Annotated in this window: 24 protein-coding genes; 9 read left to right on the forward strand and 15 right to left on the reverse strand. The window is 62.9% G+C overall.

The genetic code is table 11. The annotated features are described in order from the left end of the window. Positions 1-5: 5 nt before the first annotated feature. The 4 genes from HU144_RS00140 to HU144_RS00155 form a co-directional block, all read right to left on the reverse strand. On the reverse strand, positions 6-797 hold the full coding sequence (locus HU144_RS00140; protein ID WP_198398575.1) for an ABC transporter ATP-binding protein: 792 nt from the start codon (positions 795-797) through the stop codon (positions 6-8). Between the two features lie 5 nt (positions 798-802). Next, a complete protein-coding gene (locus tag HU144_RS00145; protein WP_235349582.1) occupies positions 803-1,864 on the reverse strand; it encodes an ABC transporter permease in 1,062 nt (353 codons plus the stop codon). Positions 1,865-1,945: 81 nt separating this feature from the next. After that, the gene (locus tag HU144_RS00150; protein WP_235349583.1) at positions 1,946-2,932 is read right to left on the reverse strand and encodes an ABC transporter substrate-binding protein; all 987 of its coding nucleotides are present in this window, start codon (positions 2,930-2,932) and stop codon (positions 1,946-1,948) included. Positions 2,933-3,266: 334 nt separating this feature from the next. After that, positions 3,267-5,549, reverse strand: coding sequence for a S9 family peptidase (locus tag HU144_RS00155; protein ID WP_235349584.1), 2,283 nt, complete (start codon positions 5,547-5,549; stop codon positions 3,267-3,269). Between the two features lie 224 nt (positions 5,550-5,773). Between HU144_RS00155 and HU144_RS00160 the strand changes: the two genes are divergently transcribed. From HU144_RS00160 to HU144_RS00170, 3 genes are read left to right on the forward strand one after another with little or no spacing between them, the layout of a single operon-like run. Further along, positions 5,774-6,820, forward strand: a complete 1,047-nt coding sequence (locus HU144_RS00160) for a Bug family tripartite tricarboxylate transporter substrate binding protein (RefSeq protein WP_096162536.1) — start codon at positions 5,774-5,776, stop codon at positions 6,818-6,820. Further along, on the forward strand, positions 6,817-7,494 hold the full coding sequence (locus tag HU144_RS00165; RefSeq protein ID WP_235349585.1) for a tripartite tricarboxylate transporter TctB family protein: 678 nt from the start codon (positions 6,817-6,819) through the stop codon (positions 7,492-7,494). Before HU144_RS00160 ends, HU144_RS00165 begins: the two co-directional genes overlap by 4 nt. 1 nt (position 7,495) lies before the next feature. Further along, positions 7,496-9,046: a tripartite tricarboxylate transporter permease gene (locus HU144_RS00170; RefSeq protein ID WP_235349586.1), complete on the forward strand. Its 1,551-nt coding sequence runs from the start codon at positions 7,496-7,498 to the stop codon at positions 9,044-9,046. An 88-nt stretch (positions 9,047-9,134) separates the two neighbouring features. Here the strand turns inward: HU144_RS00170 and HU144_RS00175 are convergent, their stop codons facing one another. Further along, on the reverse strand, positions 9,135-10,703 hold the full coding sequence (locus HU144_RS00175; RefSeq protein ID WP_235349587.1) for an MFS transporter: 1,569 nt from the start codon (positions 10,701-10,703) through the stop codon (positions 9,135-9,137). Between the two features lie 88 nt (positions 10,704-10,791). On the opposite strand from HU144_RS00175, the gene HU144_RS00180 reads away from it, so the two are divergent. Together HU144_RS00180 and HU144_RS00185 are read left to right on the forward strand one after the other, a co-directional pair. Beyond that, on the forward strand, positions 10,792-11,313 hold the full coding sequence (locus HU144_RS00180) for a TetR/AcrR family transcriptional regulator (protein WP_235349588.1): 522 nt from the start codon (positions 10,792-10,794) through the stop codon (positions 11,311-11,313). A gap of 505 nt (positions 11,314-11,818) precedes the next feature. Then, on the forward strand, positions 11,819-12,616 hold the full coding sequence (locus HU144_RS00185; protein ID WP_235349589.1) for a hypothetical protein: 798 nt from the start codon (positions 11,819-11,821) through the stop codon (positions 12,614-12,616). Positions 12,617-12,822: 206 nt separating this feature from the next. Here the strand turns inward: HU144_RS00185 and HU144_RS00190 are convergent, their stop codons facing one another. After that, positions 12,823-14,643, reverse strand: coding sequence for a flavin-containing monooxygenase (locus HU144_RS00190; RefSeq protein WP_009884348.1), 1,821 nt, complete (start codon positions 14,641-14,643; stop codon positions 12,823-12,825). A gap of 113 nt (positions 14,644-14,756) precedes the next feature. Between HU144_RS00190 and HU144_RS00195 the strand changes: the two genes are divergently transcribed. After that, positions 14,757-15,926 (forward strand): GAF domain-containing protein, encoded by a 1,170-nt coding sequence (locus HU144_RS00195; RefSeq protein WP_235349590.1) that lies wholly within the window; start codon positions 14,757-14,759, stop codon positions 15,924-15,926. Positions 15,927-15,963: 37 nt separating this feature from the next. On the opposite strand, the gene HU144_RS00200 is transcribed toward HU144_RS00195, so the two are convergent. Beyond that, positions 15,964-16,554, reverse strand: coding sequence for a hypothetical protein (locus HU144_RS00200; RefSeq protein ID WP_235349591.1), 591 nt, complete (start codon positions 16,552-16,554; stop codon positions 15,964-15,966). 178 nt (positions 16,555-16,732) lie between these two features. Here HU144_RS00200 and HU144_RS00205 point away from each other — a divergent pair, with 178 nt between their 5' ends. Continuing rightward, positions 16,733-17,341, forward strand: a complete 609-nt coding sequence (locus tag HU144_RS00205; protein ID WP_235349592.1) for a TetR/AcrR family transcriptional regulator — start codon at positions 16,733-16,735, stop codon at positions 17,339-17,341. Here the strand turns inward: HU144_RS00205 and HU144_RS00210 are convergent. From HU144_RS00210 to HU144_RS00220, 3 genes are all read right to left on the reverse strand, one after another. Further along, entirely contained in the window at positions 17,332-17,751 is a 420-nt protein-coding gene (locus HU144_RS00210; protein WP_235349593.1) for a VOC family protein, read from the reverse strand. The genes HU144_RS00205 and HU144_RS00210 overlap by 10 nt on opposite strands. Before the next feature lie 134 nt (positions 17,752-17,885). Next, positions 17,886-18,719, reverse strand: a complete 834-nt coding sequence (locus HU144_RS00215; RefSeq protein ID WP_235349594.1) for a helix-turn-helix transcriptional regulator — start codon at positions 18,717-18,719, stop codon at positions 17,886-17,888. 86 nt (positions 18,720-18,805) lie between these two features. Beyond that, positions 18,806-19,720, reverse strand: coding sequence for an arylamine N-acetyltransferase family protein (locus HU144_RS00220; RefSeq protein WP_235349595.1), 915 nt, complete (start codon positions 19,718-19,720; stop codon positions 18,806-18,808). A gap of 138 nt (positions 19,721-19,858) precedes the next feature. Here HU144_RS00220 and HU144_RS00225 point away from each other — a divergent pair, with 138 nt between their 5' ends. Further along, complete coding sequence (locus HU144_RS00225; protein WP_096147045.1) at positions 19,859-20,656, forward strand: ArsR/SmtB family transcription factor; 798 nt, start codon at positions 19,859-19,861, stop codon at positions 20,654-20,656. Positions 20,657-20,662: 6 nt separating this feature from the next. On the opposite strand, the gene HU144_RS00230 is transcribed toward HU144_RS00225, so the two are convergent. Next, positions 20,663-20,992 (reverse strand): ArsR/SmtB family transcription factor, encoded by a 330-nt coding sequence (locus HU144_RS00230; protein WP_009884340.1) that lies wholly within the window; start codon positions 20,990-20,992, stop codon positions 20,663-20,665. Positions 20,993-21,040: 48 nt separating this feature from the next. Between HU144_RS00230 and HU144_RS00235 the strand changes: the two genes are divergently transcribed. Next, positions 21,041-22,321, forward strand: a complete 1,281-nt coding sequence (locus HU144_RS00235; protein ID WP_235349596.1) for an MFS transporter — start codon at positions 21,041-21,043, stop codon at positions 22,319-22,321. 43 nt (positions 22,322-22,364) lie between these two features. Here HU144_RS00235 and HU144_RS00240 read toward each other — a convergent pair whose 3' ends face one another. The 4 genes from HU144_RS00240 to HU144_RS00255 form a co-directional block, all read right to left on the reverse strand. After that, a complete protein-coding gene (locus tag HU144_RS00240) occupies positions 22,365-23,207 on the reverse strand; it encodes an urea carboxylase-associated family protein (RefSeq protein WP_235349597.1) in 843 nt (280 codons plus the stop codon). Between the two features lie 66 nt (positions 23,208-23,273). Next, positions 23,274-24,797, reverse strand: a complete 1,524-nt coding sequence (locus tag HU144_RS00245; RefSeq protein ID WP_235349598.1) for a tripartite tricarboxylate transporter permease — start codon at positions 24,795-24,797, stop codon at positions 23,274-23,276. Continuing rightward, positions 24,794-25,342, reverse strand: coding sequence for a tripartite tricarboxylate transporter TctB family protein (locus tag HU144_RS00250; RefSeq protein ID WP_235349599.1), 549 nt, complete (start codon positions 25,340-25,342; stop codon positions 24,794-24,796). The genes HU144_RS00245 and HU144_RS00250 overlap by 4 nt, the downstream gene beginning before the upstream one ends. Further along, complete coding sequence (locus HU144_RS00255) at positions 25,339-26,331, reverse strand: Bug family tripartite tricarboxylate transporter substrate binding protein (RefSeq protein WP_235349600.1); 993 nt, start codon at positions 26,329-26,331, stop codon at positions 25,339-25,341. Before HU144_RS00255 ends, HU144_RS00250 begins: the two co-directional genes overlap by 4 nt. Between the last annotated feature and the right edge of the window lie 35 nt (positions 26,332-26,366).

Consider the following 26,366-nt stretch of genomic DNA (forward strand, 5'->3'; position numbering starts at 1 on the left):
GCAGGTCAGTTCAGCAGCGCCCGGTCCCCCAGTGTCGCGCCCTTGAGTTTGGAGAACTCGCCCAGCAGAGTCTTCACCGTCAGCGTCTTCTTCTCTTCGGCCGAAGCCTGGTAGATGATCTCGCCTTCGTGCATCATGATGAGTCGGTTGCCCAGCGCGATCGCCTGCTCCATGTTGTGCGTGACCATGAGCGTGGTCAGCCCGTCATTCGACACGATCTTCTGCGTCAGGTCCGTCACGAGTGCCGCACGCTGGGGGTCGAGTGCCGCCGTGTGCTCGTCGAGGAGCAGGATGCGAGGTTGGGTGAATCCGGCCATAAGCAGGCTCAGCGCCTGGCGCTGTCCGCCGGAGAGCAGGCCCACCTTGGTCTTCAACCGGCTCTCCAGGCCGAGTTCCAAAGTGGCAAGCTCATCGCTGAACAGGTCCCGCCTCGCCGAGGTGGTTCCTCGTCCCAGCCCACGTGCTTTTCCGCGTTTGAGTGCCAGAGACAGGTTCTGTTCGATCGTGAGGTCCGGCGCGGTGCCGGCCATCGGGTCCTGGAATACCCGGCCCAGATATTTGGCCCGTTTGTATTCGGGCATCCGGGACACCTCGGCGCCGTCGATCGTGATCGATCCGGAGTCGATGGGCAGGCGGCCCGAGATCGTGTTGAGCAGCGTCGACTTGCCTGCGCCGTTGGAGCCGATGACGGTGACGAAATCGGATTCTTCGAGCTCGAGCGACAGATTCTGCAGAGCCTTGCGTTCGTTGACGGTGCCGGGGAAGAAGGTCTTCGAGATGGTGTCGATCTTCAGCATGTGTCTCAGTCCTCCTTCGGATCTGACGCGGCAGCGGTTCCTGCGGTCCTCGCAGACGTCCCCGCGGGGACGTCGGTGGTACCAGCGGGGACCTCGCTGTTCCCAGCGGGGACGTCGACCGTGCCGGCGGGCACTTTGGCACCCGCCTCGTTGGCAGGATCGTCGGCTGCCGGAGCTCCTGACGCGGCTCGGTTGCCGCGCGATCTCAGCGACGGTACTCGCTTGAGGAACCCCCACCGGGGCAGCAGCAGTGCGACCACGACGAGCAGTGCGGTTGTCAGCTTCATGTCGTTGGTGTCGAGACCAGCACGCAGCGCCAGGAAGATGATGAGGCGGTAGATGACCGAGCCCATGAGAGCTCCGAGGCTGGCCATGAAGATGTTGCGGCTGCCGAAGACTGCCTGCCCCAGGATGACCGAGGCGAGTCCGACGAGGATGAGGCCGATGCCCATGCTGATGTCGGAGAATCCCTGGTATTGGGCGATGAGCGCGCCGCAGAGTGCGACGAAGCCGTTGGACAGGGCCAGGGTGAGCATCGTCGTGTTGTCGGTGTTCACGCCGAGGCTGCGGATCATCTGTCGGTTGTTGCCGTTGGCCTGGATCGCCAGGCCCAAGTCGGTGGTGAGGAACCAGTCGATGGCGAATTTCAGAATCAGGGTGAAGATGAGGAGCACTGCGATGGAGACCCAGGTGCCCAGCCACATGTTCTCCCGCAGCGGGGTGAACACGGTCTCTTCTCGCAGGAGCGGGAGATTTGCCTTGCCCATGATCCGCAGATTGATCGACCACAGTCCGATCATCGTCAGGATTCCGGCGAGCAGGCCGTCAATGCCGCCCTTGGTGTGGAGGAGTCCGGTGATGTAGCCGGCGATGAGTCCTGCGCCGATGGCTGCCAGGGTCGCCAGGAAGGGGTTGACCCCGGCGATGATCAAGGATGCTGCGGTGGCACCACCCGTGGTGAAGCTTCCGTCGACGGTGAGGTCGGGGAAGTTGAGAACCTTGAAGGTCAGGTAGACCCCGAGCGCCATCGCTCCGTAGATGAGCCCGAGTTCCAGTGCTCCGAACATGTGTTTCCGATCAGGTGGTGATGTGAGGCGTGGGTAGGTCTCGCCGACCGATCCCGTGTCTCGGCCGGCGACGGGGGTCGATCAGTCGATGACCTTGTCGGCTTCGTCGATGATCTTCTTCGGAATCTCGACACCCTGGGCCTTGGCGGCCTTCGGGTTGACGACGAGCTCGAGGTCGGAGCTGGTCTCCACTGGCATGTCGGCGGGCTTCTCACCATCCTGGAGGATCTTCAGCGCCATCTTGCCGGTCTGCTCACCCAGCTTCGTGTAGTCGATGCCGCGAGTGATCGCCGCACCCTGTTCCACCTGGCCCGCTTCGGAACCGACGAGGAGCGCCTTGTTCTTCTCAGCTGCCTGGACCATGGTCGTGACAGCGGAGACGACGTTGTTGTCGGTCGGAACATAGTAGGCGTCGACCTTGCCGAGGGAGTCCACTGCCTGCGCCAGCTCACTGGAGTTGGCGATCGTGGCTTCCTTGATCTCGACGCCCATGTCCTTCGCGGCCTTCTTCGCGAGTTTGACCTGCACCTCCGAGTTGACCTCGCCGGAGCTGTAGACGATGCCGACGGACTTGGCGTCCGGCTTGAGATCCTTGACCAATTGGAGCTGTTCGGCGACCGGGTTGAGGTCGGAGGTGCCGGTGACGTTGGCTCCCGGTGCATCGTCGGACTTCACGAGGCCTGCTTCTTGGGCGTCGGTGACGGCGGTGAAGAGCACGGGAACGTTGGTGATAGCCTGTGCCGCTGCCTGTGCTGCAGGGGTGGCCACTGCGAGGACGAGGTCGAGGTCTTCGTTGGCGAATGTCTGCGCGATCGAGGTCGCGTTGGCCTGCTCGCCCTGAGCATTCTGTTCGTCCCATTCGACGGTGACGTCAGCATCTTCGAAGGACTTCTTGAATCCTGCGCTGGCCGCGTCGAGCGCCGGGTGCTGAACCAGCTGGGAGATGCCGATCGAGTAGGAATCGCCGCCCTCCCCGCCACTGCTGGAGCCGTCTCCGCCCGAACATGCTGACACCGCAATAACCGAACTCACCGCCACAATCGCTGTGGCCAGATGCCTGAGACGCATATTTCTCCCCTTTGAAAAAACCGGTCCACCTGCGCAGAACCGGGACGAACCCTGTCATTTGTTCCCGGTCGTACCCATCGGTGGGCCACACATGGAACGGCAGACGACCCACGCACCGACGCAGCTCAGATCATTCTGATTCCGCAGTCGGTCAGGGGTGCGACTGTGATGACAACCACTCTATTGGGCGCCGCTGACACGACCGACCAAAACAAGGTTTTGGAGACAATCGTCCCAGTATTGTTATCTGTCGCGACAAACGTCCCCTGGCGCCGCACATCCGCCGCCCAAGCGTCCCGGCACGGCGTCCCCGCGGGGACCCCGTGCCGGAGGATCAGGCATCGAGGTCGACGTCCGATCGACCCAGCACATCAAGGATCCACGCGAAGTCGAAGGCCGTTTCCTTCCAGGAGTCATAACGTCCCGACGCACCGCCGTGACCGGCGACCATTTCGGTCTTGAGCAGCACATCAGCTCCGACCTCACGCAGTCGGGCAACCCATTTGGCGGGTTCGACGTAGAGGACTCGGGTGTCGTTGAGAGAGGTCACGGCCAAGATCTTCGGATGGACCACCTCGGCGACGTTCTCGTAGGGAGAATAGGAGCGCATGTACTCATAGACGTCGTGGTCATGGAGCGGGTCTCCCCACTCCTCCCACTCGATGACAGTCAGCGGAAGTTCGGGCATAAGGATCGACGTCAGTGCGTCGACGAAGGGCACATGTGCGCTGACCCCGGCGAAGAGATCCGGTGCCATGTTCGTCACCGCTCCCATCAGCAGCCCTCCGGCCGATCCCCCGGTCGCGACGAGCCTGTCCGGGCTCGTCCACCCCTCGGCGACGAGGTGGCGTCCGGCGGCGATGAAGTCAGTGAAGGTGTTCTTCTTCGTCGTGGTCTTGCCCTGGTCGTACCAATGGCGGCCCATCTCGCCGCCGCCGCGCACGTGGGCGATGGCGAAGACGACCCCGCGGTCGAGCAGGGAGAGCCGGGACACGGAGAAGTACGGGTCCATGCTCATCTCATAGGAGCCGTACCCGTAGAGCACCAAAGGCGCAGGGTCGACGGGGGCTGCTTCGTGGGCGTCGGTTTCCCTCGCCGAGGTGGTGGTCGCCGAGGTGGTGGTGCCGTCGGCAAGTGCGACGAGGTCGGTGCGATAGACCATCGAGATCGGAACCTGAGTTCCGTCCTCGGCACTGGCCCAGACGAGGGATTCGTTGTAGCGGTCGAGGTCGACCGAGCCGAGGACGGGCTGGCGCTTGAGGACCGTGTCAGTGCCGTCTGCCACGCTGTGCTGATAGATCACAGCGGGTGTGGACATGGAGGTGAAGAGCAGTCGGATACTCGTCTGTGTGAACTCGGGATTGCCGGCGAATCCCAGGGTTCCGGTATCTCGCGAGAAAGGCAGTTCCTGCAAAGGGCCGAAGGGCGACGCGGTGTCACCGGACGTGGGCAGCTCATGCGCGCCCAACTCGATGATGCCGACTCTGGCGAATCCGCCGCGGCGATAGCTGACGACGATGAAGTCCGCGAAGGCATCGACATCTTCGATGCGCAGCCCGTCGACGTCAGCGAGCAGCGGACGACCGATGGAGGTCGGATCGGCGATGGTGTCCGGTTCGTCTACGGCGTCGACGCTTTCGCGTGCTGTACCGGCTGGATCGGAGACGGGCACGTCGACGATGTCGAAGTCCTCGCGCTCCTGGTTGTGAGTGATGAGGAAGCGATCCTCACCGGCGATGATCGCGTGCTCCACGGAGTATTCGACCCCGTCGACGCGGGGCCAGACGACCTGCGGTGCCGATTCGAGGTCATCGGCTTCAAGCGACCAGAAGCCTGTGGTGGTCTTGGACCCGGTGACGATGAACATGTATTTGCCCGAGCGGGAGAATCCCGAGCCGACGAAGAAGCGCTCGTCGGGCTCGTGGAAGATGCAGACATCGTCACTGCTGTCGGTGCCGACACTGTGACGCCAGACCTTCTCCGGACGCCAAGCCTCGTCGACGGTGGTGTAGAAGACGTAGCGGCCGGTGGGGTCGATCGAGGCTCCGGCGAAAGTGCCGTCGACGGTGTCGGGCAGATCCTCGCCAGTGCTCAGGTCGCGCAGTCTCAGTGTGTACCGCTCGTCGCCGGAGTTGTCCACGCCGAAGAGCAGATACCGTCCATCGTCGGTCAGCGAGAAGGTGCCCAGTGAGAAGAACTCCTGGCCTTCGGCAGCGATGTTCGAGTCGAAGATGACTTCTTCGCCGGGAAGCGTCTCCTCGCCGACCTCGGGCGGAGTCCAGTCATCGACGTCCGCGATGGGCACGCGAACGCTGATCCCGTAGTCGAGCCCGGCCTTCGTTCGGGAGAAGTACCAGTAGCTGCCGCGCCTGGTCGGCACCGACATGTCGGTTTCCTTGATGCGGGTCTTGATCTCGGTGAATATTGACTCCCGCAGTGACTCGAGGTGCGAGGTCTGGGACTGCGTCCACTCGTTCTCGGACTCGAGGTGGGCGATGACCTCCGGGGACTCCTTCTCGCGCATCCATTCATAGTCGTCGACGAAGGTGTGGCCGTGATGGGTGCGCTCATGGGGGATCTTCTTGGCCACGGGGGCGCTGGGGGCAGTGTCGTTCATGGTCCCAGCCTAGCTACCTCGATGCCGACGACGCAGTACAGGATGACGAAGCACCTGAAACACCGCTGGGACCGGATGCCCTCGCGACGTTCCAGTACCGGACCACCGAGTGAGCAGAATGAGCAGAACGCGATCAGTGCGCACAAGCGCGTAATGTGACCTGCATCAATCTAAGCTATGACGAGCCTCACATGCAGTTCACAACAGATATGAAAGTTTGGTCAATGACGAACCAATCCGCCTCAGATCCTGGCGCAGATCCAGGGTCCGCGCCGCCCCATCCGACTCGGCGCATGTTCGGCCGAATCGCCTACGGCGCAATCGCAGTGGCAGCCATCGGGACGGCCACCACTTACTCGGTCAGAGCCGCAACAGCCAAGGGTGATCTCTCCTCCAACCTCACGCTCATCGCACCAGCCGGTGCCGGTGGCGGTTGGGACGGGTTCGCTCGGGAGACCCAGCAGGCCATGCGCGCGAACAAACTGGCCAACAACGCCCAAGTCGTCAACATCCCCGGAGCCGGTGGCACCATCGGTCTCGGCAAGTTCTCCACCATGGGCGGGCAGGCCGACACCATTCTGGCCACAGGCACCGCGATGGTCGGCGGCATTGCACTCAACAAGTCACCCGTCGGGTTCGATGACACGACCTTGCTCGCCAGGGTCGCGGAGGACTACGACGTGCTCATCGCCGCCGCCGATTCCCCCTACGACACGATCGACGACGTCATCAGCGCCTGGAAGAAGGACCCGGAAGGGTTCGTCTGGACCGGCGGCTCCGCCGGTTCAGTCGATCACCTCACGATCGCCCAGCTGGCACTGCTGGCCGACATCCCCGCCTCGAGCATCACCTACATTCCCAAATCCGGCGGCGGTGAAGCGATCCAGACTCTGCTCTCGGGCACCACGGACTTCGCCTCCTGTGGCTTCAACGAGGTCTCTGACCAGATCGAGGCCGGCCGCGTCAAAGCAATCGGCGTGGCCGCACCGAAGCGCATCGCCGGTTTCGACGACGTCCCCACGATGACCGAACAGGGCTACAAGGTGACGCTGACCAACTGGCGCGGCTGGCTCGGCGCCCCAGGCATCACCGAGGACGAGGCCTCACAGCTTGTCGACATTCTCAAGCAGACTCGCGACAGCGCGGAATGGGCAGATGCCCTCGACCGCAACAAATGGACGGACGTGTGGCTGACCGGTGATGAGTTCAAAGAATTCATCAAAGAGGACACCTCCCGGATCGAGAAGCTGCTGAAGGAGTTGGGACTGTGAGCGCTCAGACGTCAACGAAGAAGAGAACCAGGACGGCCCACCTCGGTGCCGGGACCTGGTGGCAGGGTCGATCAGGTCTCCTGGTCCCCCTCATCATGGCAGGGTTCTCGACCTACCTGCTCATCGGCATCATCACGATGGACATCGCCGAGGACACCGATCCGCCGGGGCCGCAGTTCTTCCCGATGATCATCATGATCGTCGGCTACGTGCTCACGATCCTGCTGACGATTGCATATATCCGCAATCCCGAACCCGTCGATGTCGATGATGATCTCCCCGCCGAGGTGGAGGAGAAGAAGGCGTTCTCGACACCTGTGACGTCCGCGGTGTCGGCCTCACGTCTCGACCCGCACGAAGAGGATGAACCGTCCCAGGATCGCAAGGCACTCGCCGAGGCGCGGGCCGCCGATTCGCGCCACCGCACGCACAGCGACTTCGTGTCTCTGGCCTGGGGCGCCGGAGGATTCGCAGCCTTCGCCCTCATCCTCGAGTTCGCCGGGTGGATCCTCGCCGCGGCACTCCTGTTCTGGTGCGTGGCCAGGTCGATGGGCTCAAAGCGACCCCTGTTCGACCTCACTATGGCGCTGACATTCTCATCTCTGGTCTACATCGCGTTCGCGGTGCTGCTGGGGCTCAATCTTCCTTCGGGAATCCTGGGAGGTGGCTTCTGATATGGACGCTCTCATGTCCCTCTTCGAAGGTTTCACACACGCACTGACGCCGATGAACCTGCTGTGGGTCCTCGTCGGCTGCTTCCTCGGCACAGCCGTCGGCGTCCTCCCGGGCCTGGGCTCATCGATGGCCGTGGCTCTGCTGCTGCCGATGACCTTCGCACTCGACCCGACCGGCGCCTTCATCATGTTCGCCGGTGTCTACTTCGGTGGCCTCTTCGGTGACTCCACCATGGCCATCCTCATGAACACCCCCGGCCAGGCCTCGGCGATCGCTTCGACGTTCGAGGGCCACAAGATGGCTCGCAACGGGCGAGCGCCGCAGGCTCTCGCCACGGCCGCAATCGGTGCGTTCATCGGCGGGTTCATCTCCTGCTGCCTCGTCGTCTTCGTCGCCCCGGCTCTGGCCGACTTCTCGACGAACTTCGGTCCCGCCGAGTTCTTCGCACTCGCCCTCTTCGCCTTCGTGGCGACCTCCTCGGTCGTCGCGGACTCCGTGCTCAAGGGCCTCATGGCTCTGGTGCTCGGCATCGGCTTCTCGGTCATCGGCATCGATTCGGTCTCCGGCACCGAACGTTTCACAATGGGCGTTCCCGAACTCTTCGACGGAGTTTCACTGGTCACGGTGACCGTGGCGATGCTGGCCCTGGGCGAGGTCTTCTTCATCGCCTCCCGGATCCGCCGCAAGGTCAACGACAATACGATCAACTCATCGGGTCGCCCCTTCCTCTCCCGCAAGGAGTTCGGTGAGGCGCTGCCCGCGTGGCTTCGCGGCACCGCGATCGGCCTTCCATTCGGCGTGATCCCCGTCGGCGGTGCCGATGTGCCGACGTTCATGTCTTATGGCCTTGAGCGCAAACTCGACTCGAAGCGCAAGGATCCGCAGTTCGGCGACAAGGGTGCCATTCGCGGCCTGGCCGGGCCCGAGTCGGCAGGTTCTGCCACGACCGGCATCGCCATGGGTGCCCTGTTGGCACTGGGTCTGCCGATTTCCGCGACGGCTGCGATCATGCTCGCCGCATTCCGTCAGTACGGTCTGCAGCCGGGACCGCTGCTCTTCGACCGGTCCCCGGAACTCGTCTGGGGTCTGCTGGCGAGCTTCTTCATCGCCATGATCGTGCTGCTGATCATCAACCTGCCCTTCGCTCCCCTGTGGGCGAAGCTGCTCAAGATCCCGGATCCCTACCTCTACGGCGGCATCGCCGTGTTCTGCGGACTGGGCATCTATGCCACCTCGGCGTCGCAGTTCGAGCTCATGATCCTGCTGGGAATCGGCATCATCAGCTTCGTGCTCAAGCGCTACGGTGTGCCGCTGGCGCCGCTGATGATCGGCATGGTCCTCGGCCCGCTGGCCGAGTCCAGCCTGCGCGATGCCCTGTTGGCGTCGGGCAACGATGTCTCCGTCCTCGTGTCCTCACCGATCACGATCGTCCTCTACGTCATCCTCATCAGTGCGCTGCTCTACACGGGCATCGGTCGTGTGCTGGCGCGCAGACGGCAGAAGAAGACCGTCGACGCGGCATCGCGCGACAGCGAATCGGTCAGCTCATGATGTGAGGCGACGTGGCGGATGTGACGCCAGGCGCGTTCGGTGGCCCGGGCCGAAGGAGAATCCCCTTCGCTCCGGGCCACCGGCGCATTCACTGTGGAGAGACGTTCGCATTCCGCCCCACCGGGGGCCCGACCTTCCGGCTGAGGTCTCGAGACCGGCCCGCACCCTTGAGGCCGAAGGACGTGAGGAGAGCAGCGATGAGCACCAGCACGACCGCAGCTCCCGCCGCCCATTGGACGCCGAGGTCGAAGGACGCCACAGCCGCCTCGGCGAGCTGGTCACCGAGGTGACCGCCTTGAGCACCCGCGTGCTCGAGTGACGATCCGAGAGTCTCGAACTCTGGCCCACTCGCCTTGGCGCCCAGCGTGGATTGCAGGTGGGAGCCGAAGACCATCGTCGAGAGTCCGCCGAGGACAGCAGTTCCCATGACCGATCCGAATTCGTAGGCCGTCTCAGAGATCGCCGAGGCGGCTCCGGCCTTGTGCGCAGGCACTGCGGACAGGATCAGATCATTCGTGATGACCTCGGCCGTACCTATGCCGATGCCCAGGATGAGGAAGGAGATGAGCATGCCCGCGACCGAATGCTCGGGAGTGAAGGCCACGATTCCGAGGCCGAACGCATTGAGCACAAGCGCGCAGGGAACGACCACGCGCGGCTGCAAGCGCGCCATGATCGGCACCGCCGCATACCCGGAGATGATCGCGGTGATGAGGCCGGGGATGAGGACGAGCGCCGCCTCGACCGGGGACAGCCCGAGGACCAGCTGGAGCAGCTGGGTGCCGAAGTAGAGGAACCCGGCCAGACCCATGACGCTGAGCAGGTTGGACGCCACTGCCGAGGTGAAGACCTTGTTGGTGAAGAGCCTGACATCGAGCAGCGGGCGCGAGGAATACAGCTGGCGCAGGACGAACCCGGTTCCCGCGAGCACGGTCACAGTCATGGTGCCCCAGAACAGCAGGTCTGCTCCGTCTGCCATGACGTGCTTGATGGCGTAGACGAGCGGGGTCAGCATGAGCATGGACAGCACGATCGACAGAGGGTCGATTCGACCCGGGTTCGGGTCACGCGATTCCGGCAGCAACACGATGGCAGCCGGGATGAAGATCGCGATCAGCGGCAGGTTGATGAAGAAGATCGCACTCCAGTGGAAGTGCTCGAGCAGGATGCCGCCGACAATAGGACCGAGTGCGGCGCCGCCTGAGAACATGGCGGACCAGGTGGCGATGGCGACTCGGCGGTCCTTGGCGTTGAGGAAGATGTTGCGGATGAGCGAAAGCGTCGAGGGCATGAGGGTGGCTCCGAAGATTCCCAGCAATGCACGGGAGGCGATGAGCATCTCCGCCGAGGTGGAGAATGCCGCCAGCAACGAGGCCAGCCCGAAGCCGATAGCGCCGATGACGAGCAGTTTGCGGCGGCCGACCCGGTCGCCGATGCTGCCCATAGCCACGAGGAGTCCCGCGAGCATGAGTGCATAGATGTCGACGATCCAGAGGAGCTGGGTGCCGGTGGGATGGAGGCCGGTGCTGATGGCCGGTATCGCGAATCCCAAGACGGTGTTGTCGATCGAGATGAGCAGAACAGGGATCATCAGCACAGCCAGACCAGCCCATTCGCGCCGGCCGGCGCGCACTTGTGGTGCCTGTGTGGTGAACATGAAATCTACTGTACCGTCTGGACGGTACAGTGAGCAAGAAGAGCCGCACACAATGATTGGCCTGCGGGCTTCGACTAGGCTCAGCGCTATGGCACGAAACCCCTCCGACACCAAAGAGAGACTTCTCGACGCCTTCGACATCCTCCTCGACAAGCAGGGCATCTCCGGCGCAACCCTGGATGCGGTCGCGGCGAAGGCCGGCGTGTCCAAGGGAGGCCTGCTTTACCACTACGGTTCGAAGGCGGAGCTGATCAAGGGAAGCCTCGAACGACTCGACCGACTTGTCGACGAGGACGTTGCATCGATGGAGGCTGCCGGTGACCGCCTGCACATGTACTATCTCGAGACATCAGCCGAGACCGGTACGCCCCTGGACCGCAGCCTCATCGCGGCGAGCTGCCTGGCGCAGGAGAATGACGAAGCGAAGGATTCACTGCGGAAGACCAGAGAAGCATGGTTCGACGCACTCAATGAGCATCTCGGTGATCCCGATCTGGCGATGACGGTTCAGCTCATCGGCGATGGCATGTACTTCAATCAGAATTTCAGCCTCTCCCAGGACGAGGCTCTCAAACACGTCAAGAACGTGCTGGCGCGGTTGGGACTGTAGACAACAAACCGGTGCAGCAACCCTGAACCCCGTGGACAGGGGATAGCCTCGGCGAACTTCGTCCGCACATGCGGAGCCTCCACGCGCAGCCATGCGCCTTACGCAGCCATGCGCCTTAAGTGGCCATGCGCCTTACGCAGCCATGCGCCTTAAGTGGCCATGCGCCTTAAGTGGTCGAAACGGTCAGATTCCGCAGCCCAGAACGTGTCCATTCTGACCACCTAAGGGCCACGCTGAGCAATTTCTACGGCAGCAGGGGCCACCTTCTTGACAGTCACTTGCGCGCAGATTCCTGTGGACAGCCATTCTCTGTCCACAGGGCATAAAACAGCACTCCCCTTCCGGGCGAGAATGCTGCACGATAGCAATCATGTTCAACGACAGCAGATGGGAGATGCGCGACTATCCACGCTTGTTTGCAGCAAGTGAGGCAGAGGCTCTGGGGATCACCCGCCACTACCTGTTCAGAACACAACGCTGCCCGATCATACTTCCAGGCGTGCGCATGGACCGGGAGACTCTCGAGAGCCGCCGCACACCACGGTGGGCCGATGACCGCTGGGAATGGGACTCCTTACGCCTACGAGCGGCCCGAATGAAGTTCGATCAGGTGCTCGCCGATCATGCGACAGCGGCCCGCATCTACGGCTGGCCGATGCCGGCGAACTTCAGGACAGATCCCCGCCTCAGCCTGTGCACAGATGATTTGGCGTTGCGGGTCCGACTGCCGAACGTCACACTTCGTCGATCCGCGCAGATCACCGCTGCAAGGTGGCTCGATCTTCCTGTACTGGCTCCCGCCGACGTCTTCATCTCCATCGCGCCTGACCTGACGATCCGAGATCTGGTGAAAGTCGGGGATGCGGCTGTCGGCCGGTGGCACGGGCCGCCTCAGCTGACTGTCGACACGTTGACTGATCGAGTGGGGCAGCGCAAAAGGCTGAGGGCGCGTCGTCGCCTGCGTGATGCGATTGATCTGATCCGGCCCGATGTCGATTCCCCGACTGAGACCGACCTGCGCCTGTGGATCGTCTCCGTCGGACTTCCCGAACCGACTGTTCACCCGAAGATCAGCAGTGACCTGGACAGAGGCGACATAGAGCCCGATCTCGGCTACGAGAATGCACGTCTCGCGCTCGAGTACGAAGGCGATCACCACAGGTCATCTCCAACCCAGTGGGCTCGAGACATCGAACGCGATGAAGCGATGAGGGACGCAGGTTGGACAGTGCTCAAGGTGACCCGCCGGACCGATTATCGCCTGCTCCAGGCCAAGATCCGCCGCCTTCTGGGCTTGACATGATTCGCATTGAGGCAGTCCAAAATGAGACGGCTCGCGATCTCGCATCTCGAGCCAGCCATCAGCAGCGCTCTCGGCCATCAGCAGCACTCTCAGCCCCCGAGTTGAAATGTCACGACAGGGCAGAACTTCTTAGGTGGTCGAAATGGGCTGATTCGGACAATCGGAATCAGCCCATTTCGACCACTTTAGGCAGGCACACAACGAGGTCAGCTCAGGTGGTGCACATCCTGCAACCCGTACACCGGGGTATCCAACCCCTCATAGCGCGCCTTGAGCTGGAGCCCCAAGTACAGCGAGTAGTGCCGTGACTGGTGGAGGTTGCCGCCCATGAACCAGAGGTTCTCCTGCTGAGTGGGTTTCCACATGTTCCGCTCCTCACCCTCCCACGGGCCAGGGTCCTTGGTGGTATCGGAGCCGAGGCCCCAGCATTTGCCCACCTTGTCCGCAGTCTCCTGATCCACGAGATCGGCCACCCAGCCATTCATCGAGCCGTATCCGGTGGCGTAGACGACAAGGTCGGCAGGCAGCTCGGTCCCATCGGCAAGCACCACCGAGCCCTCGGTCAGATGATCGACGTCTCCCTTGGCTAGCTTCACCTTGCCGTCGGCGACGAGTTCTGCCGAGCCGACGTCGATGTAGTAGCCCGAGCCGCGGCGCAGGTATTTGAGGAAGAGCCCGGACTCGTCGTCGCCGAAGTCGAGATCGAAACCGGCGTCTTCCATGCGCTGGTAGAAGTCCTTGTCGCGTTCCTTCATCTGGTCGTAGAGCGGAATCTGGAATTCGTGCATGATCCGATACGGCAAGGAGGCGAAGATGAGGTCGGCCTTCTCGGTCGTCACGCCGTTGGCCAGCGCCTTCTCCGAGTAGAGGTCGCCGAGCCCGATCTCCATGAGGGAGTCGCTTTTGACGATGTGCGTGCTCGAGCGCTGCACCATCGTGACATCGGCACCGTGTTCGTAGAGCGCTCCGCAGATGTCGAAGGCGGAGTTGTTGCTGCCGATGACGACGACGTTCTTACCGGTGTAGGCGTCTGGTCCACGGTGTTCCGAAGAGTGCTGTTGCTCGCCCTTGAAGATATCGGCACCGCGGAACGTTGGGACATTCGGCTTGCCGGACATGCCCGTGGCCATGACGAGCTGTGTCGGGTGCAGAGTGACCTTCTCACCATTGCGCTCGACCTCGACCGTCCACTGCTGCGATTCTTCGTCGTACCTCGCCGAGGTGGCTGCTGTCGAAGACCAGTACGGAATCTCCATCACCTTGGTGTAGAACTCCAACCAATCGGCGATCTTGTCTTTGGGTGCGAAAACCGGCCAGTTGTCGGGGAACTTGAGGTAGGGCAGGTGGTCGTACCAGACCGGGTCGTGCAGGCACAGTGACTTGTACCGTGAACGCCACTGGTCTCCCGGCCTCTCCCACCGGTCGATGACGAGCGCCGGGACTCCCATCTGACGCAGGCGAGCGCCGAGCGCAATGCCGCCCTGTCCCCCGCCGACGACGAGAGTGTACGGCTGTGCGGTGTCTCCCCAGGCTGCGTCCTCCTCCGCGAGTTTCTCCGACCAGCTCTTCCGCTCAGGATCGACGCCATGCTCGGCCCCCTTGACTCGTCGGTCTCCGCGAGGCTCTTCATAGCCTGTCAGTTCCTGCAACGAGGTGAGCATGGTCCATGCCTTGGCCCCGTCCTCGTCGATGAGCCGAACCAGACCCTTGCCGCGGCCGACAGAGGTGGCGAAGGTGAACCAAGCTTCGGTGACTCCGTCGGCGGTGGTGGCGGGATCGCTGAGCTCGAAATCTGATGGTGCGACCCGGTCCGCGTTCACGGTCAGCAGGTCCCTGACCCCGTCATGGTTCTCTACCGTATTGAGGTTCCACGTGAAAGACACGAGATCCCTCCAGTAGCTGGCAGTGGCGAACAGTCCCACTGCGGCTTCGACGTCACGCGCCCGCAGTGCGGACTCGAACTCGTTGAGCCATTCGGTCGCGATGTCATCGGCGGTGAGCTGCGTGCGATCAATTGTCGTTGTCATGTCACTCCTCTTCGTTGAGCTGTGTGTCCTCAAGCTATCCCGCCAAGAACAGCCGCGGAAGAGTTGCATCGAGTTGCATGGTCAGTGCCGACGACCGCACCTATACTCGTCATATGCCTCAGCCGGATCTGGCGCATCTCGCCAGAGATCTGACACGCATTCACGATGCCGTGATCACCGGCGCATCGCCGCCGGAGCAGCCGCGAGCGCTCGTTGCGCGCTCGTGGGATCGAATGCTGCGCTTGGGCCTCGACCCAGCGGGCAGTAATCGCAGAATCTTCGCCGCCGAGGCGGATGTGGAATCCCGAAGGCACCGTTCGAAGCTGCGCCTCATCGTCGAGGAGCTGAAATCCGTGTTGCTGAGGATGCCAGATGCAGGCAGCTTCATCCTTGTCGTCGCCGATGCTGAGGGCGTGATCCTGTGGCGAGATGGCGCCACCGCAGCCAGACGTCAGGCGGATTCGCTGGGATTCGTCGAGGGCGCCCACTGGTCCGAGTCCAAGGTGGGCACGAATGCCATCGGCACTGCTCTGGCCGAGGAGGCCGCGGTCCAGCTGTTCTCCGCGGAGCACTTCGAAACGTCGCAGCATCCCTGGTATTGCAGTGCGGTTCCCATCCACGATCCCATCGATGGCAGCCTGCTCGGCGTCGTCGACATCAGCGGGCCAGCACTCACCCTCCATCCTGCCGTGCAGTCTCTGGTCACAACTGCCGTCCATCTGGCGCAGGCGAGGCTCTCGCTCATCCAGCAGGAGCAGCTGAGCAGCCTGCGCAATCGCATGTCGACAGTCCTCAGCGGCAGTCACGGTCCTGCGCTGGTCGTCGACGACGATGGATGGGTCGCCTATCAGCAGGGTGTGCGCAGCCGCGATCGGATCGAAGTGCCGGCACCTGACCGCACGATCCTCATCCCCGGCGCTGGACTGTGCCTGCCGGAGAAGATCACCGGCGGGTGGCTGCTGAGACCAGCAGACACTGTCGACGATGCACAGGTCTCGGTCACGCTGCGACAGACAAGCCAACCCGCGGTGCTCGAGATCAACTCCGGCGGTGATCCGCTCACCGTTCCGCTCACGCCACGGCGTGCGCAGATCCTCGCCGCGATCACCTCTGCGGGGCCTTCTGGAATCAGCGCTGCCGATCTCAGTCGCACGCTCTACGGCGATGCCGAGCATCTGGTCACGGTGCGTGCAGAAGTCTCCCGCCTCCGCCGCTCGATCGGCGCGCTTCTTGCGACTCAGCCTTATCGCTGGGCAGAGGGCGTCAGCGCGAGACGCGTGTAGTCCAGCATGACCCGCAGGTGAGAAAGCACGTGCAGGATCAGTTTCCAGCCGCGTCGAGCCACCACCGATAGCGCATGCGCAGTGCTCTTTCCGTGCTGGCGAGCGCGGCAACGAGACCCAGACCGATCGACAGCCATAGGGGAAGGTGGATCAACGGCTCGACGGGCCCGATCTGTTCAGCAATCGGCGGAATTCTCAAGATCGGCACGGCGATCTGCTGCAGCAGCAGGCAGACGCCCACCAGCAGCGCAACTATTGAGACTATTCCGATCAGCCGGCTCAGTTGTGGCCGGCGCTCGTCGAGACGGGCTCGGCGGCCTTCTGCGGAATGAACATCGGGGTGCATTTGCCGTTCAACTCCGGCATCGGACACGAAATGGCAGCGCTTCAATCCGAAGTTGCTGGCGGCAACTTCAATCGCTCCGCCCTCGACAGGGAAGACTGCGGGGGCCCGGGATACTGCGTGCTGGAGGCCATTGCGATAGAGAAACACCTTCACGTAGCCGTTCTCGTCCGTCTTCCACTGCCGCACGTCCACTGAGTATTCACTGCAGCGACCAGTCGAATCGGCGATTTCCAAGTGAAAGAGTGACCGACCCAGCAGTTGCCACCAACGGAATCTCTTCACGGGTCTTCCGTCTCCGGCCTCTATCCGTCTGACTGCTCGCTGTCGGCGCCATTGCTTGAACATCTGGGTGCCCTCCCTGGCCCTAGACACGAGACCAACACAGTGTGTTGGTGGAAACACCAGTACACTAACACAGTGTGTTGTTTGGAGGAATCGCAGAGAAGAAGCCGGTATGTGAATGAGTGAACGTGAGGACTCGAACACCCGTGAGCGAATACTCGCCGCAGCCGCAGACATCATCGCCGAAGACGGCATAACGGCGAAGCTGAGCGTACGGGCGATCGCTGCGCGAGTAGGGGTGAGTACAGGGTCGCTGCGCCACCACTTCCCCACCCAGCAGGCACTGCGGGACGAAGTCATGCGGCGCGCCTATGACTGGATGCTGCCCGACACCGACATCCACAACTCCACACTTCCTGCCCGGGATCGGCTGGTCGAATGCCTTCGTCAAGTGCTGGCAACAGCCAGAGCCGGATCTGAAGCACGCGAGGCGATGACGGCGGTCAGCACTGCTTTCATCGTCGCGGACCAGAACGAACAGGTCCGCGAAACGTACCTCGCTATTCAGCGTGATGGGCAACGCAGAACAGAGGATTGGCTGCGCGTGCTCGCCGATGAGGGCGGGATCCCCAACCGAGGCGACATCCCACGCTTTGCGCGCTTCCTGTGCACCGTCCTCGATGGCATCGCCCTCGAACGGGCTCTGCCTGCCGAGGACTCACTCGCGCAGCTGGAGACGCAGACTCTCTACGTAGCGGCCGACGCAGTGCTCGGGCATCACTCCTGATCTGCGCCCGCACCCCGATACGTCCCGAAGCTCCACAGCACGCCTTCGGGGTCGGTGACGCTGAAGTCCTTGGATCCGTAGTCCTGTTCGGTCAGCCCCATGACCTTCGTGGCACCGGCTGCGATCGCGCGATGATAGAGCTCCTCAACCCGGTCCGTGGCGATGTAGACCGAGCCGGCTGCGACTCCGGTCTTCGTCATGACACCGCCGTCGTCGCGGACCGAACCGAGCATGACTCCCCCTCCTTCTGGCCAACGCAGTTCGGCGTGGTCGACGCGCTCGGGATCATCGGCGTTCGTGTATTCGGCGGCGACTTCGAAGCCGAAGGCGTCCTGTAGGAACGCGATCGCGGCCTTTGCATCTCGGTAGCGGAATGTGGGCCAGACATTGGCTCCGGTAGTCATTGACATGATGTGTCCTTTCCTCGTCGTATCGGTCCACACCATCGTGGACCCGGCGCCACCTCGGCGGCTTGGACATTTGGGAACTGCGCGGGCCGCGGAGACAAAGGGTGCAGCTGCACCGACGCTCGCCGAGGCGACGCTTACCGATCCAGCGACCAGCGATCTCGGTCCTGCCGCACCACGGGGTCCTGGGTCAGCCACAGGGACGGACTGGTCCCGGTGAGCAGTCGGAAGTCGCGGTTGAGATGGGATTGGTCGGCATAACCGCAGGTCGCGGCGATATCTGCCAACGCTCGAGACTGCGCCGAGATCATTCGTCTCGCCCGATCGAATCGCATGACCCGCGCCGCTTCCTTGGGTCCGATGCCGAATTCTGCACGGAACACTCCGTTGAGGTGGCGTCTGCTCCAACCGATCCGATTCGCCACAAGTGAGACGGGCAGCCCGCCGTGACTGCGGGCGATCTGCTTCCAGGAGCTGACCACCTCGGGCCGAGGCTGGGTGCCTTCGTGGACGACACGGACGAGGACCTCGTCGATGGCGTCGAAGCGGGCAGACCAGGTCGTGGCTTCGTTGACGCGTTCGTGCAGCTCGGCGGCGATGGGGCGTGAGATCTCGGCAAGGTCGTGCGTGCGGTGAGCGAGGTCGACGGCAGGGGTGTCGAAGAGGATGCGAGGAGCGAAGGGGGTGAAGTTGATCTGGATTCCGGCCATTGCGCCGTTGTGCCTGATGAGGGTGGGCCGCAGATGCAGGCCTGCGAGCAGTACGTCGAAGGACTCGGTGCTTTCTGTTGCCGCGTCGTATTGGTGCAGCGGTTCGTCGATGGAGACGATGAACGTCAGGGTGCCCGATGGCAGCCCGAGATGTGTCCCGGCGGGGACGCCCGAAACGTCGTAGGCGACATAGTCACCCACGAAGGGGCTCAGGCGCGGGTGTGGCCTGCGAATGAGGTCATCCCGAGTCGCCGCGGACATGACAGCAGTGTAGACCCGGGGTCTGACACGGGCCTGGTCCACCGGCCGCTGTTCAGGTCTGCCCGCAGATCCTCAGACCGGGCACTTCACCCCTCAGCGGTCGCGCTCCACACCAGGTCAGTGAATTCCCTGTCGAGGTCGAGTCCGAATTCAGTCGACAGCACCTCGGCGAATTCCGTGGCATCAGACAGGGTCCGTTCGTGTCGGTCGGGTCGCACACCGCCGATCATGCGCCGCAGTCGGCGCCCCTCCAAAGTGACCCTGCCGCCGTCAGGGAGCGGCAGAGCGAGAATGGGCGGACCGGTGAACCGCGCCCCGGGTTTAGTCGAGGTGAACCAGTTCGCCAGGTCGAGATCGGCCTGCGGGCGAGGGACTTCGCTGAACGCATAGACGGTGCGAAAGTCCTGGTCATCTCGCGTTCGTGATTGGAGCACCCAGTCGCTGTCGGCGCGCAGATGAGGCGTGAGAGCAGTCCTCGCGGGGACGATTCGGTGTTCGCCGTGGGACGTCATTCTGGCCGCAGCGGATTCGGAGAGTTCGAGCGCAGCTTCCGGTGTTCCCCCGCCGAAGCCGGGATCAATGAGTAAACGACGGCCGTCGAGGTCGACGATGGTCGCCTGGTGAGTCAGTGCTCCCGGTGCCGTCTGCCCGTCGCCGAGGTGGACTCGGGCCAGAATCGGGTGTGCCCTCAGCCCCAGTTCGGTGACGACCCCGCGGATGAGTGACGCATGCTCGTGGCAGTATCCGCCCCGACCATCAGTGAGCAGTTTGCCCGCGGCTCCGTCGACGTCGATGGCGACGGCTTCCAGGTCTCCCCTGGCGCGAAAGGCAACGACGTCGAGATTCTCAAAGCAGATCGAGTGCGTGTGCGCGACCAGGATCTCGTCGAGAAGTTCGACAATCTGCGCACAAGATCCCTGAGCACGTCGGTGTAATTCGGGGGCGGAATCACTCAACCCGAGCCGATCCGCATACCGACTGAGAATCGAAACGTGCGTCATGTGTCGACCTCCTTGGTGTGCCGCGCAGGCGTAATCATTGTCTGATTCGATCCTATGACTGAGGGACTGGGAACCCTATTTCAGTTTGCTGCCGCCAACCCATTGACATATGCAGGTAAATACCTGCATATTAGAGATGTGACCGACGCCGACACACTCGACAAAGTGTTCAAAGCCCTCGCCGACCCAACCCGCCGACGACTCCTTGACGTCCTCCGCCAAGAGGACGGGCAGTCACTGAGCGAACTCTGCGAAGGCCTCTCGATGGCCAGGCAGTCAGTGACACAGCACTTGAATCTGCTCGTCGACGCCGACCTGGTCGCGATCGTCCGCCACGGACGAGAACGACGACACTACCTGAACTCGCACCCGATCCATGAGATGCAGAATCGATGGACCCGCGAGTTCGACCAGCACCACTTCGACGTCATCGACGCCGTCAAGAGAAGAGCTGAGGAGACAGCCATGACCACCACCGAAGAATTTCCCGATTTCGTCTATGTCACCTATATCCGAGCCACTCCGCAGCAGGTGTGGGACGCGCTCACCGACCCCGAGATCACGCGCCTGTACTGGGACGATGTCGCCGTCGTCTCCGATTGGCAGGTCGGGTCGTCATGGGCTCATCACAAAGGCGGACCGGACCGTAAAGCCGATGTCTGGGGCAAGATCCTTGAGACCGATCCACCGAAAAAACTCGTCTTCACCTTCCAGCCCATCGACCAGGATCTCGACGACGAGGGCTCCGTCGCCTCCTACCTTATCGAGCAGTCCGGCGAAGTGGTGAAACTGACCGTCACCCACACGAACTTCGCCGACGCCGGCCTGCACACCGGAGTTTCGAAGGGCTGGCCCGCGGTTCTCGCCGGACTCAAGTCCTACCTGGAGACCGGTCAGGCACTGCCCGACGACAGCTGGGACATGGCTGTGCGCTGAGCACCGTCACTCCTGCAGAGCAGATTCCTCCTGCAGCACGGACTCCAGCAGGCCCGGGAAACGGGCATCGATGTCGTCCCGACGCAGTGTCAGGCGACGGTTCCGCCCGTGCAGTTCGCTGATGATGACACCGGCTTCGCGCAGCACCTTGACCTGATGCGAGCGCGTCGACTTCGGCACATCCGGACCAAGAGCCGAGCAGTCAACCATGTCCAGCGGCCCGGATCGCAGCTGCTGGACCAGAGCCAGTCTGGCCTCGTCGCTCAGCGCGAATAGCACAGACGTCAGTTCGATGTCCTCACGATCGGGATGCGGCAGTTTCTCATTGGCAACCATAGTTCGATAATAGTTGAACTGTTTGAGAATGTCGTATAGCCTCCAAGAATGGTTCCAAAAGTTTCGAACACTATGGAAGAAGCTCCTGCTCCCGCAGTTCAGCCGGCACCCACCTATGTCTGGTGGTCGCGCGAGCGCTGGCGTCTGCGCCTGGTCCTGATTGCCACCTGGGCAATGATGGCCGGCGCCAGCGCTCCGTCGCCGTTCTACCCCGTTATCCAGGACGAGTTCGGCTTCGCTCCGGTGATGATCACGGTGGTCTTCGCCGCCTATGCCGTGGCATTGCTGGCTGCACTGCTCACTGCCGGCGCACTCTCCGATCACATCGGACGTCGCCCCGTCATCTGCGCGGCCTTCGTCGTGCTTGCCATCAGCATGGTTCTGTTCTGGCATGCCGACAGTGCTGCGGCACTGATCCTCTCCCGAGTCGTCCAAGGAATTGCCAGTGGAATTCTGCTGTCGACCCTCTCGGCGACGGTCGTCGATCTGGAACTGCCGCACAAGCCGGGCTCTGCCTCCTCGTGGAACGCAATCTCTGCGATGGCAGGCCTGGCCATCGGCGGGCTGTTCGCGGGAGCGACTCTCTCCCTGTTCGTCGACGGCAGCGGCGCCGCAGTGGTCTTCGGAACCCTCGTGGGAACTTATCTGCTGCTGGCCACCATCATCTGGGTCTTGCCGGAGACCTCGGCCCGACGCCGAGGAGCCTGGGCATCACTGCTGCCGCGAGCGGCCCTGCCGCGGGAAGTCCGCAAGGCATTCCTGTTCGCGGTGCCGGCCTTCGTCGCCGGCTGGGCCACAGGAGGGTTATACCTCTCCCTCGGCGCCAACATCATCACCACCGAGTTCCATTCCAGTTCCCACCTCGTCAGCGGACTCATCGTCACGATGCTCGCCGGCGCTGGAGGACTGGCCGGATTCTTCATGCGCAACCGATCCGCGCGCACCGTCACCCTCTACGGCACGATCTCACTCGCAGTCGGCAGCACTCTCACCCTGGTGGCCCTGACCCTCACGTCGCCCGAACTGTACTGCCTCGCCGTCATCATCACCGGAACCGGCTTCGGCACGGCTTTCCCGGGTGCCCTGAAGACCATCCAGGCAGTCGTGAAGCCGGAGGCCAACGCCGAGGTGATGGCCGCAGTCTTCGTCGTCTGCTACCTGGCATTCGGGCTTCCGGTCGTCATCGCCGGGATCCTCGTCCCCGCCATCGGACTCTTCGCAACCGCCTGCTGGTACGGCGGTTCTGTGGCGCTTCTGGCCCTATGCGCGGCGCTCCTCCGCTGGTTCAGTGGCGGGCGCCCGCGCTCTGCCGTCACCCAGAGCGCCTGAGATCACTTCCAGATCGGTCGAGTCCAACCCTGAGCGCTTAAGCTCACGCCCAGACCTGGGGCTTCAACCCGTGCCCGCCCCGGTAGTTCGGTGAGCTCGGTTCGCTCCACTCGCCGAGGAGGTTCTCCGGCAGCGCATAGACGGTGACCTTGAGTGGGTGGCAGTTCTCGACCGGGTCTTCGTTGCCCTCGCCGAACATCGGCTTGGACAGGTCTCCTCCGGGGCATGTCGAGAGCGCGGCCAGAAGATCCTGCTCCGCGAAGAATTCGAAATGGTCACCCGGCTGGGCGGGACAGGTCTTCATGAAGTACTCGTCGTTGTCGTTCAGTCCCGTGCATTGGAAGACGTTGAGGACATCGTGGACGTCGAACTCCGTCAGCCCGAACGGGAGGACAGCGCGGACCAGGTTCGAATGGCAGTGGTAGTCGAAGTCGATGCCGTTGAGCATCTGTGAGACATAGGGGTCGCAGCGTGTGCCGAGGGTGTCGTGGAGGCGTCCACCCTCGGCGTCTGTTCCATAGTCGGCCAAGGTGTCTCCGACGATCGTGGCCATGGGGCGCAGGAAGGGCAGAGTCGACCACAGACGGTCAAAGGTCGAGACGTGCGCCGCCTGCAGCTGGCGAGTGCGCGAGGCCCAGAACCGCTCCCGGGGGTCGTGACGGTTCCACAGGTTGAGGTCCCCGACCTGGGGGCCGTCGACGGTCGAGATCCGACAGACATGTCCGGCCGGCACATCCCAGGCCTGTCCCGAACGGATCGGGATGGTGAACTCGTCAACGACGTGACGGTCACCGACGTTGTCCCCGATCGCTGAGTAGAAGTCGTGGTCGGCTTCGAGAGCGGGCCCCTGATAGGCGGCTTCGGTCAATCTCGGTTCGTGCGACATGTGGAGTCCCTTCTTGGATGTGAGCCGGGCAGCCGACTGCCGGACGGCAGCCGGGCCACCACGAGCTTACGTGTCGGCAGTATCCTTCCTCGTGGCCCCCTCCTCCTGCTTCCCCAGCATCCGCTTCCACGGCAATGCTGTCAGCAGGGACAGAACAGCGATGGCCAGGAACACGATCACGATCGGCTGTGAGATGACTGCCCCGAAGTCTCCACCGGTCAGGCCAAGTGCCTGCTGCAGGTTGCGTTCGAGCATTTCACCCAACACCAGTCCGATGACCAACAGCGCTGGTGACATTCCGACCAGACGCATCACGTAGCCTAGAACACCGAAGCCCAGTGCAATGTAGACGTCGGTTGCCGAGTTGTGGATGCTGTAGCAGGAGATGAGAGCCAGCATGAGGATCACCGGTGCCATATACGGCATGGGAATCGCGAGGATCTTGGCCAGGAGCGGGGAGGCCGCAATGTTGATGATCACGCCGAGGATGGCGCTGATCAGAAGCGCGCCGATGATCGTCCAACCTAAAACGGGGTTGGCATCGAAGAAGCCGGGCCCGGGGTTGAGCCCGTACATCATCAGATAGGCCAGCAGCACCGCGGTCGTTCCTGACCCGGGGATACCCAGAGTCAGCAGCGGAACCATGGACCCGGACACAGCAGCGTTGTTCGCTGCCTCTGGTGCGACGAGTCCTCGCACTGCCCCCTTGCCCATCCCCGCCGAGGCGGGTGCCAGACGCTTCTCCAGACCGTAGGAGAAGAATGCGGCGATCGTTGTCCCCGCTCCTGGAAGGACTCCGGAGACGAATCCGATGACCGAGCCGCGCAGGCTCGGCAGAGTTCCCTGCCTGAGTTCGCCCGTGCTCGGGAAGAAGCGGCCGCTGAGGCGAGACAGACCCTGGCCGGTGTTGCCCATCATTGTGCTGGCAAGGATCTCACCGACTCCGAAGACTCCGATGATCGCCACGATCGGTTCGATGCCTTCAAGCAGTGTGAACGTCCCGAAGGTGAATCGCGGCAGCCCCGATTGGAGTTCGATGCCGACTGTTGAGATCGCGACACCGATCACCACAGCGGTCAGACCAAGCATCGGAGCATTTCCCACCAGCGTGGCGCTGAGCACGAGGGCCATGACAACCACGGCGAAGTAGGCGGCCGGGCCGAATGCCAACCCCAGTTCGGACATCGGCCCTGCGATGAATGCCAGCCCCAGAAACGCCAGAAGGCTGCCTACGAACGAGGCGAGGGCTGAGATCGTCAGGGCTGTGGCGGCTCTGCCCTTGAGAGCCATCGGGTGTCCATCGAGCGTGGTCATGATCGCGCCGGGGTCGCCTGGGATGTTGAGCAGGATCGCCGAGATCCGGCCACCGTATTCGGCGCCGAGATACAACGACACCATCAGCGGCAGAGACAGTTCGGCAGGCATGGTGATCGCCACCGGCAGAAGCAGTGCGATCGCTGTCGAGGGTCCGACCCCGGGGAGGAGACCGGCGACGGTCCCGAGGAGCACGCCGAGGAGGATGACGAGCAGGAGAATCGGCGACGTGGTGATCGAGCCCAGTGCGCCCAGCAGTTCGGTCCACGAGTTCATAGGTTCAGTCCTCCGAAGAGCAGGTACTCGATCCAGCCGACAGGCAGGAGCACGTTCAACCACACGTCGAAGACGAGGAAGAGCACGAGGCCGATGACCAGGCCCACGACCAGCAGCCACGCCGCGCGCTTGAGTGACAACCTGACTCCGAAGACGAATGTGGAGGTCAGGACCGAGAAGATGGCAGCCGCCTCGGCGAATCCGATGAGGAAGATCGACGCAGCGAACAGTGCGAAGAGCACGATGCAGATGACGACTCGCAGCAGCTCCGTCTTCGACACCGCCTGCACCTCGACGCGTCCGCGAAGCAGGGTGAGCACGCCGAGTGCGGTGGTGCAGATCAGGACAATGGCGACGACGACAGGGAAGGTTTTGGGCCCGATCCCTTCGTCGGTCTCCGTGTTCGGCAGCAGCAGAGCGTTGACCAGATAGAAGACGGCGATGGCGCCGAGGACTACTGCGGCGATGCCCGTCGACAGGGCGGTGCTCTCTGTCTTCGCCCCCGCTTCGTACGACGTCTCGGTCAGTGTCGATTCAGATGTCATTTCGCCAATCCCACCTTTTCGAGCACTTCGGTCGATTCCTTCTTCTCAGGCAGAATGACCGAATCCAACCATTCGTCGCCCGGCATATATGCGGGGTCGATGCCCAAGGCATCTGCTTGGTCCTTGAACTCGTCCGACTCGACGCTGCTCTTGAGGGAGGCCTGCCACCATCGAACGGCTTCGTCCGACATTCCGGCGGGACCGAAGACGCCGCGCCAGTGGTTGATCGTGATGTCCATGTCGAGGTCGTGCCAGGTCGGTGCGCCCTTGGCCGGGCCGTCGGTGAGAGTCTTCGGCGCTGAAACGGCGATGATCTCGACGTCGCCGGATTCGACGAGCTCCATCGCTTCTGAGAGTCCTGTCGAAGCAACGTCAACGCGACCACCCAGAAGTTCGTTGTTGAGGTCGCCTCCGTCGGAGAATGCAACCAGGTTCAACGACGCCAGGTCCCCGATGCCGTATTCACTGGCCGGTCGGAGCACATTGAGCTGGTCATCGCTGGGGATAGTGCCGATGCCGAACTTCACGGACTTGGGATCGTCCTTGACGCTATCGAGAACCTTCTGTGGTGAGTCGAACTCCGAGTCGGACCTGGCCAGCCAGACTTCATAGTCGGTGGTCAGCTGGGCGATCGGGGTGAAGTGGTCAAGTGACATGTCGGTGGTCCCGGTGATGTGGGACAGGAAGACACGATTGGATTCGAAGACCACGCTGGTTCCGTCATTCTCACGCTGAAGGACGGCCGCGCGGGCAGGATTGCCGCCGCCTCCGCCCATGTTCTCGATCGTCATCAGACTTTCGACGCCGGCGGCTTCGAGCCCGTCCTTCGTCATCCGCGCGGCCAGGTCGAGTCCGCCTCCCGGCGATCCGGCTGCAATGGCAGTGACCCGTGGTGGCGGAAAACCCTCGTTGCGGTCGATGTCGGGCATACAGGCCGTCGTCGACATGAGGGTGATCAGCGCGACCGCGGCGGCCAAGGGCTTTCGCATCGGACGATTCGGCGGCAAAGAACCTGATGTTCGCA

Source organism: Brevibacterium sp. UCMA 11752, from assembly GCF_021532235.1.
Classification (GTDB): domain Bacteria; phylum Actinomycetota; class Actinomycetes; order Actinomycetales; family Brevibacteriaceae; genus Brevibacterium; species Brevibacterium antiquum.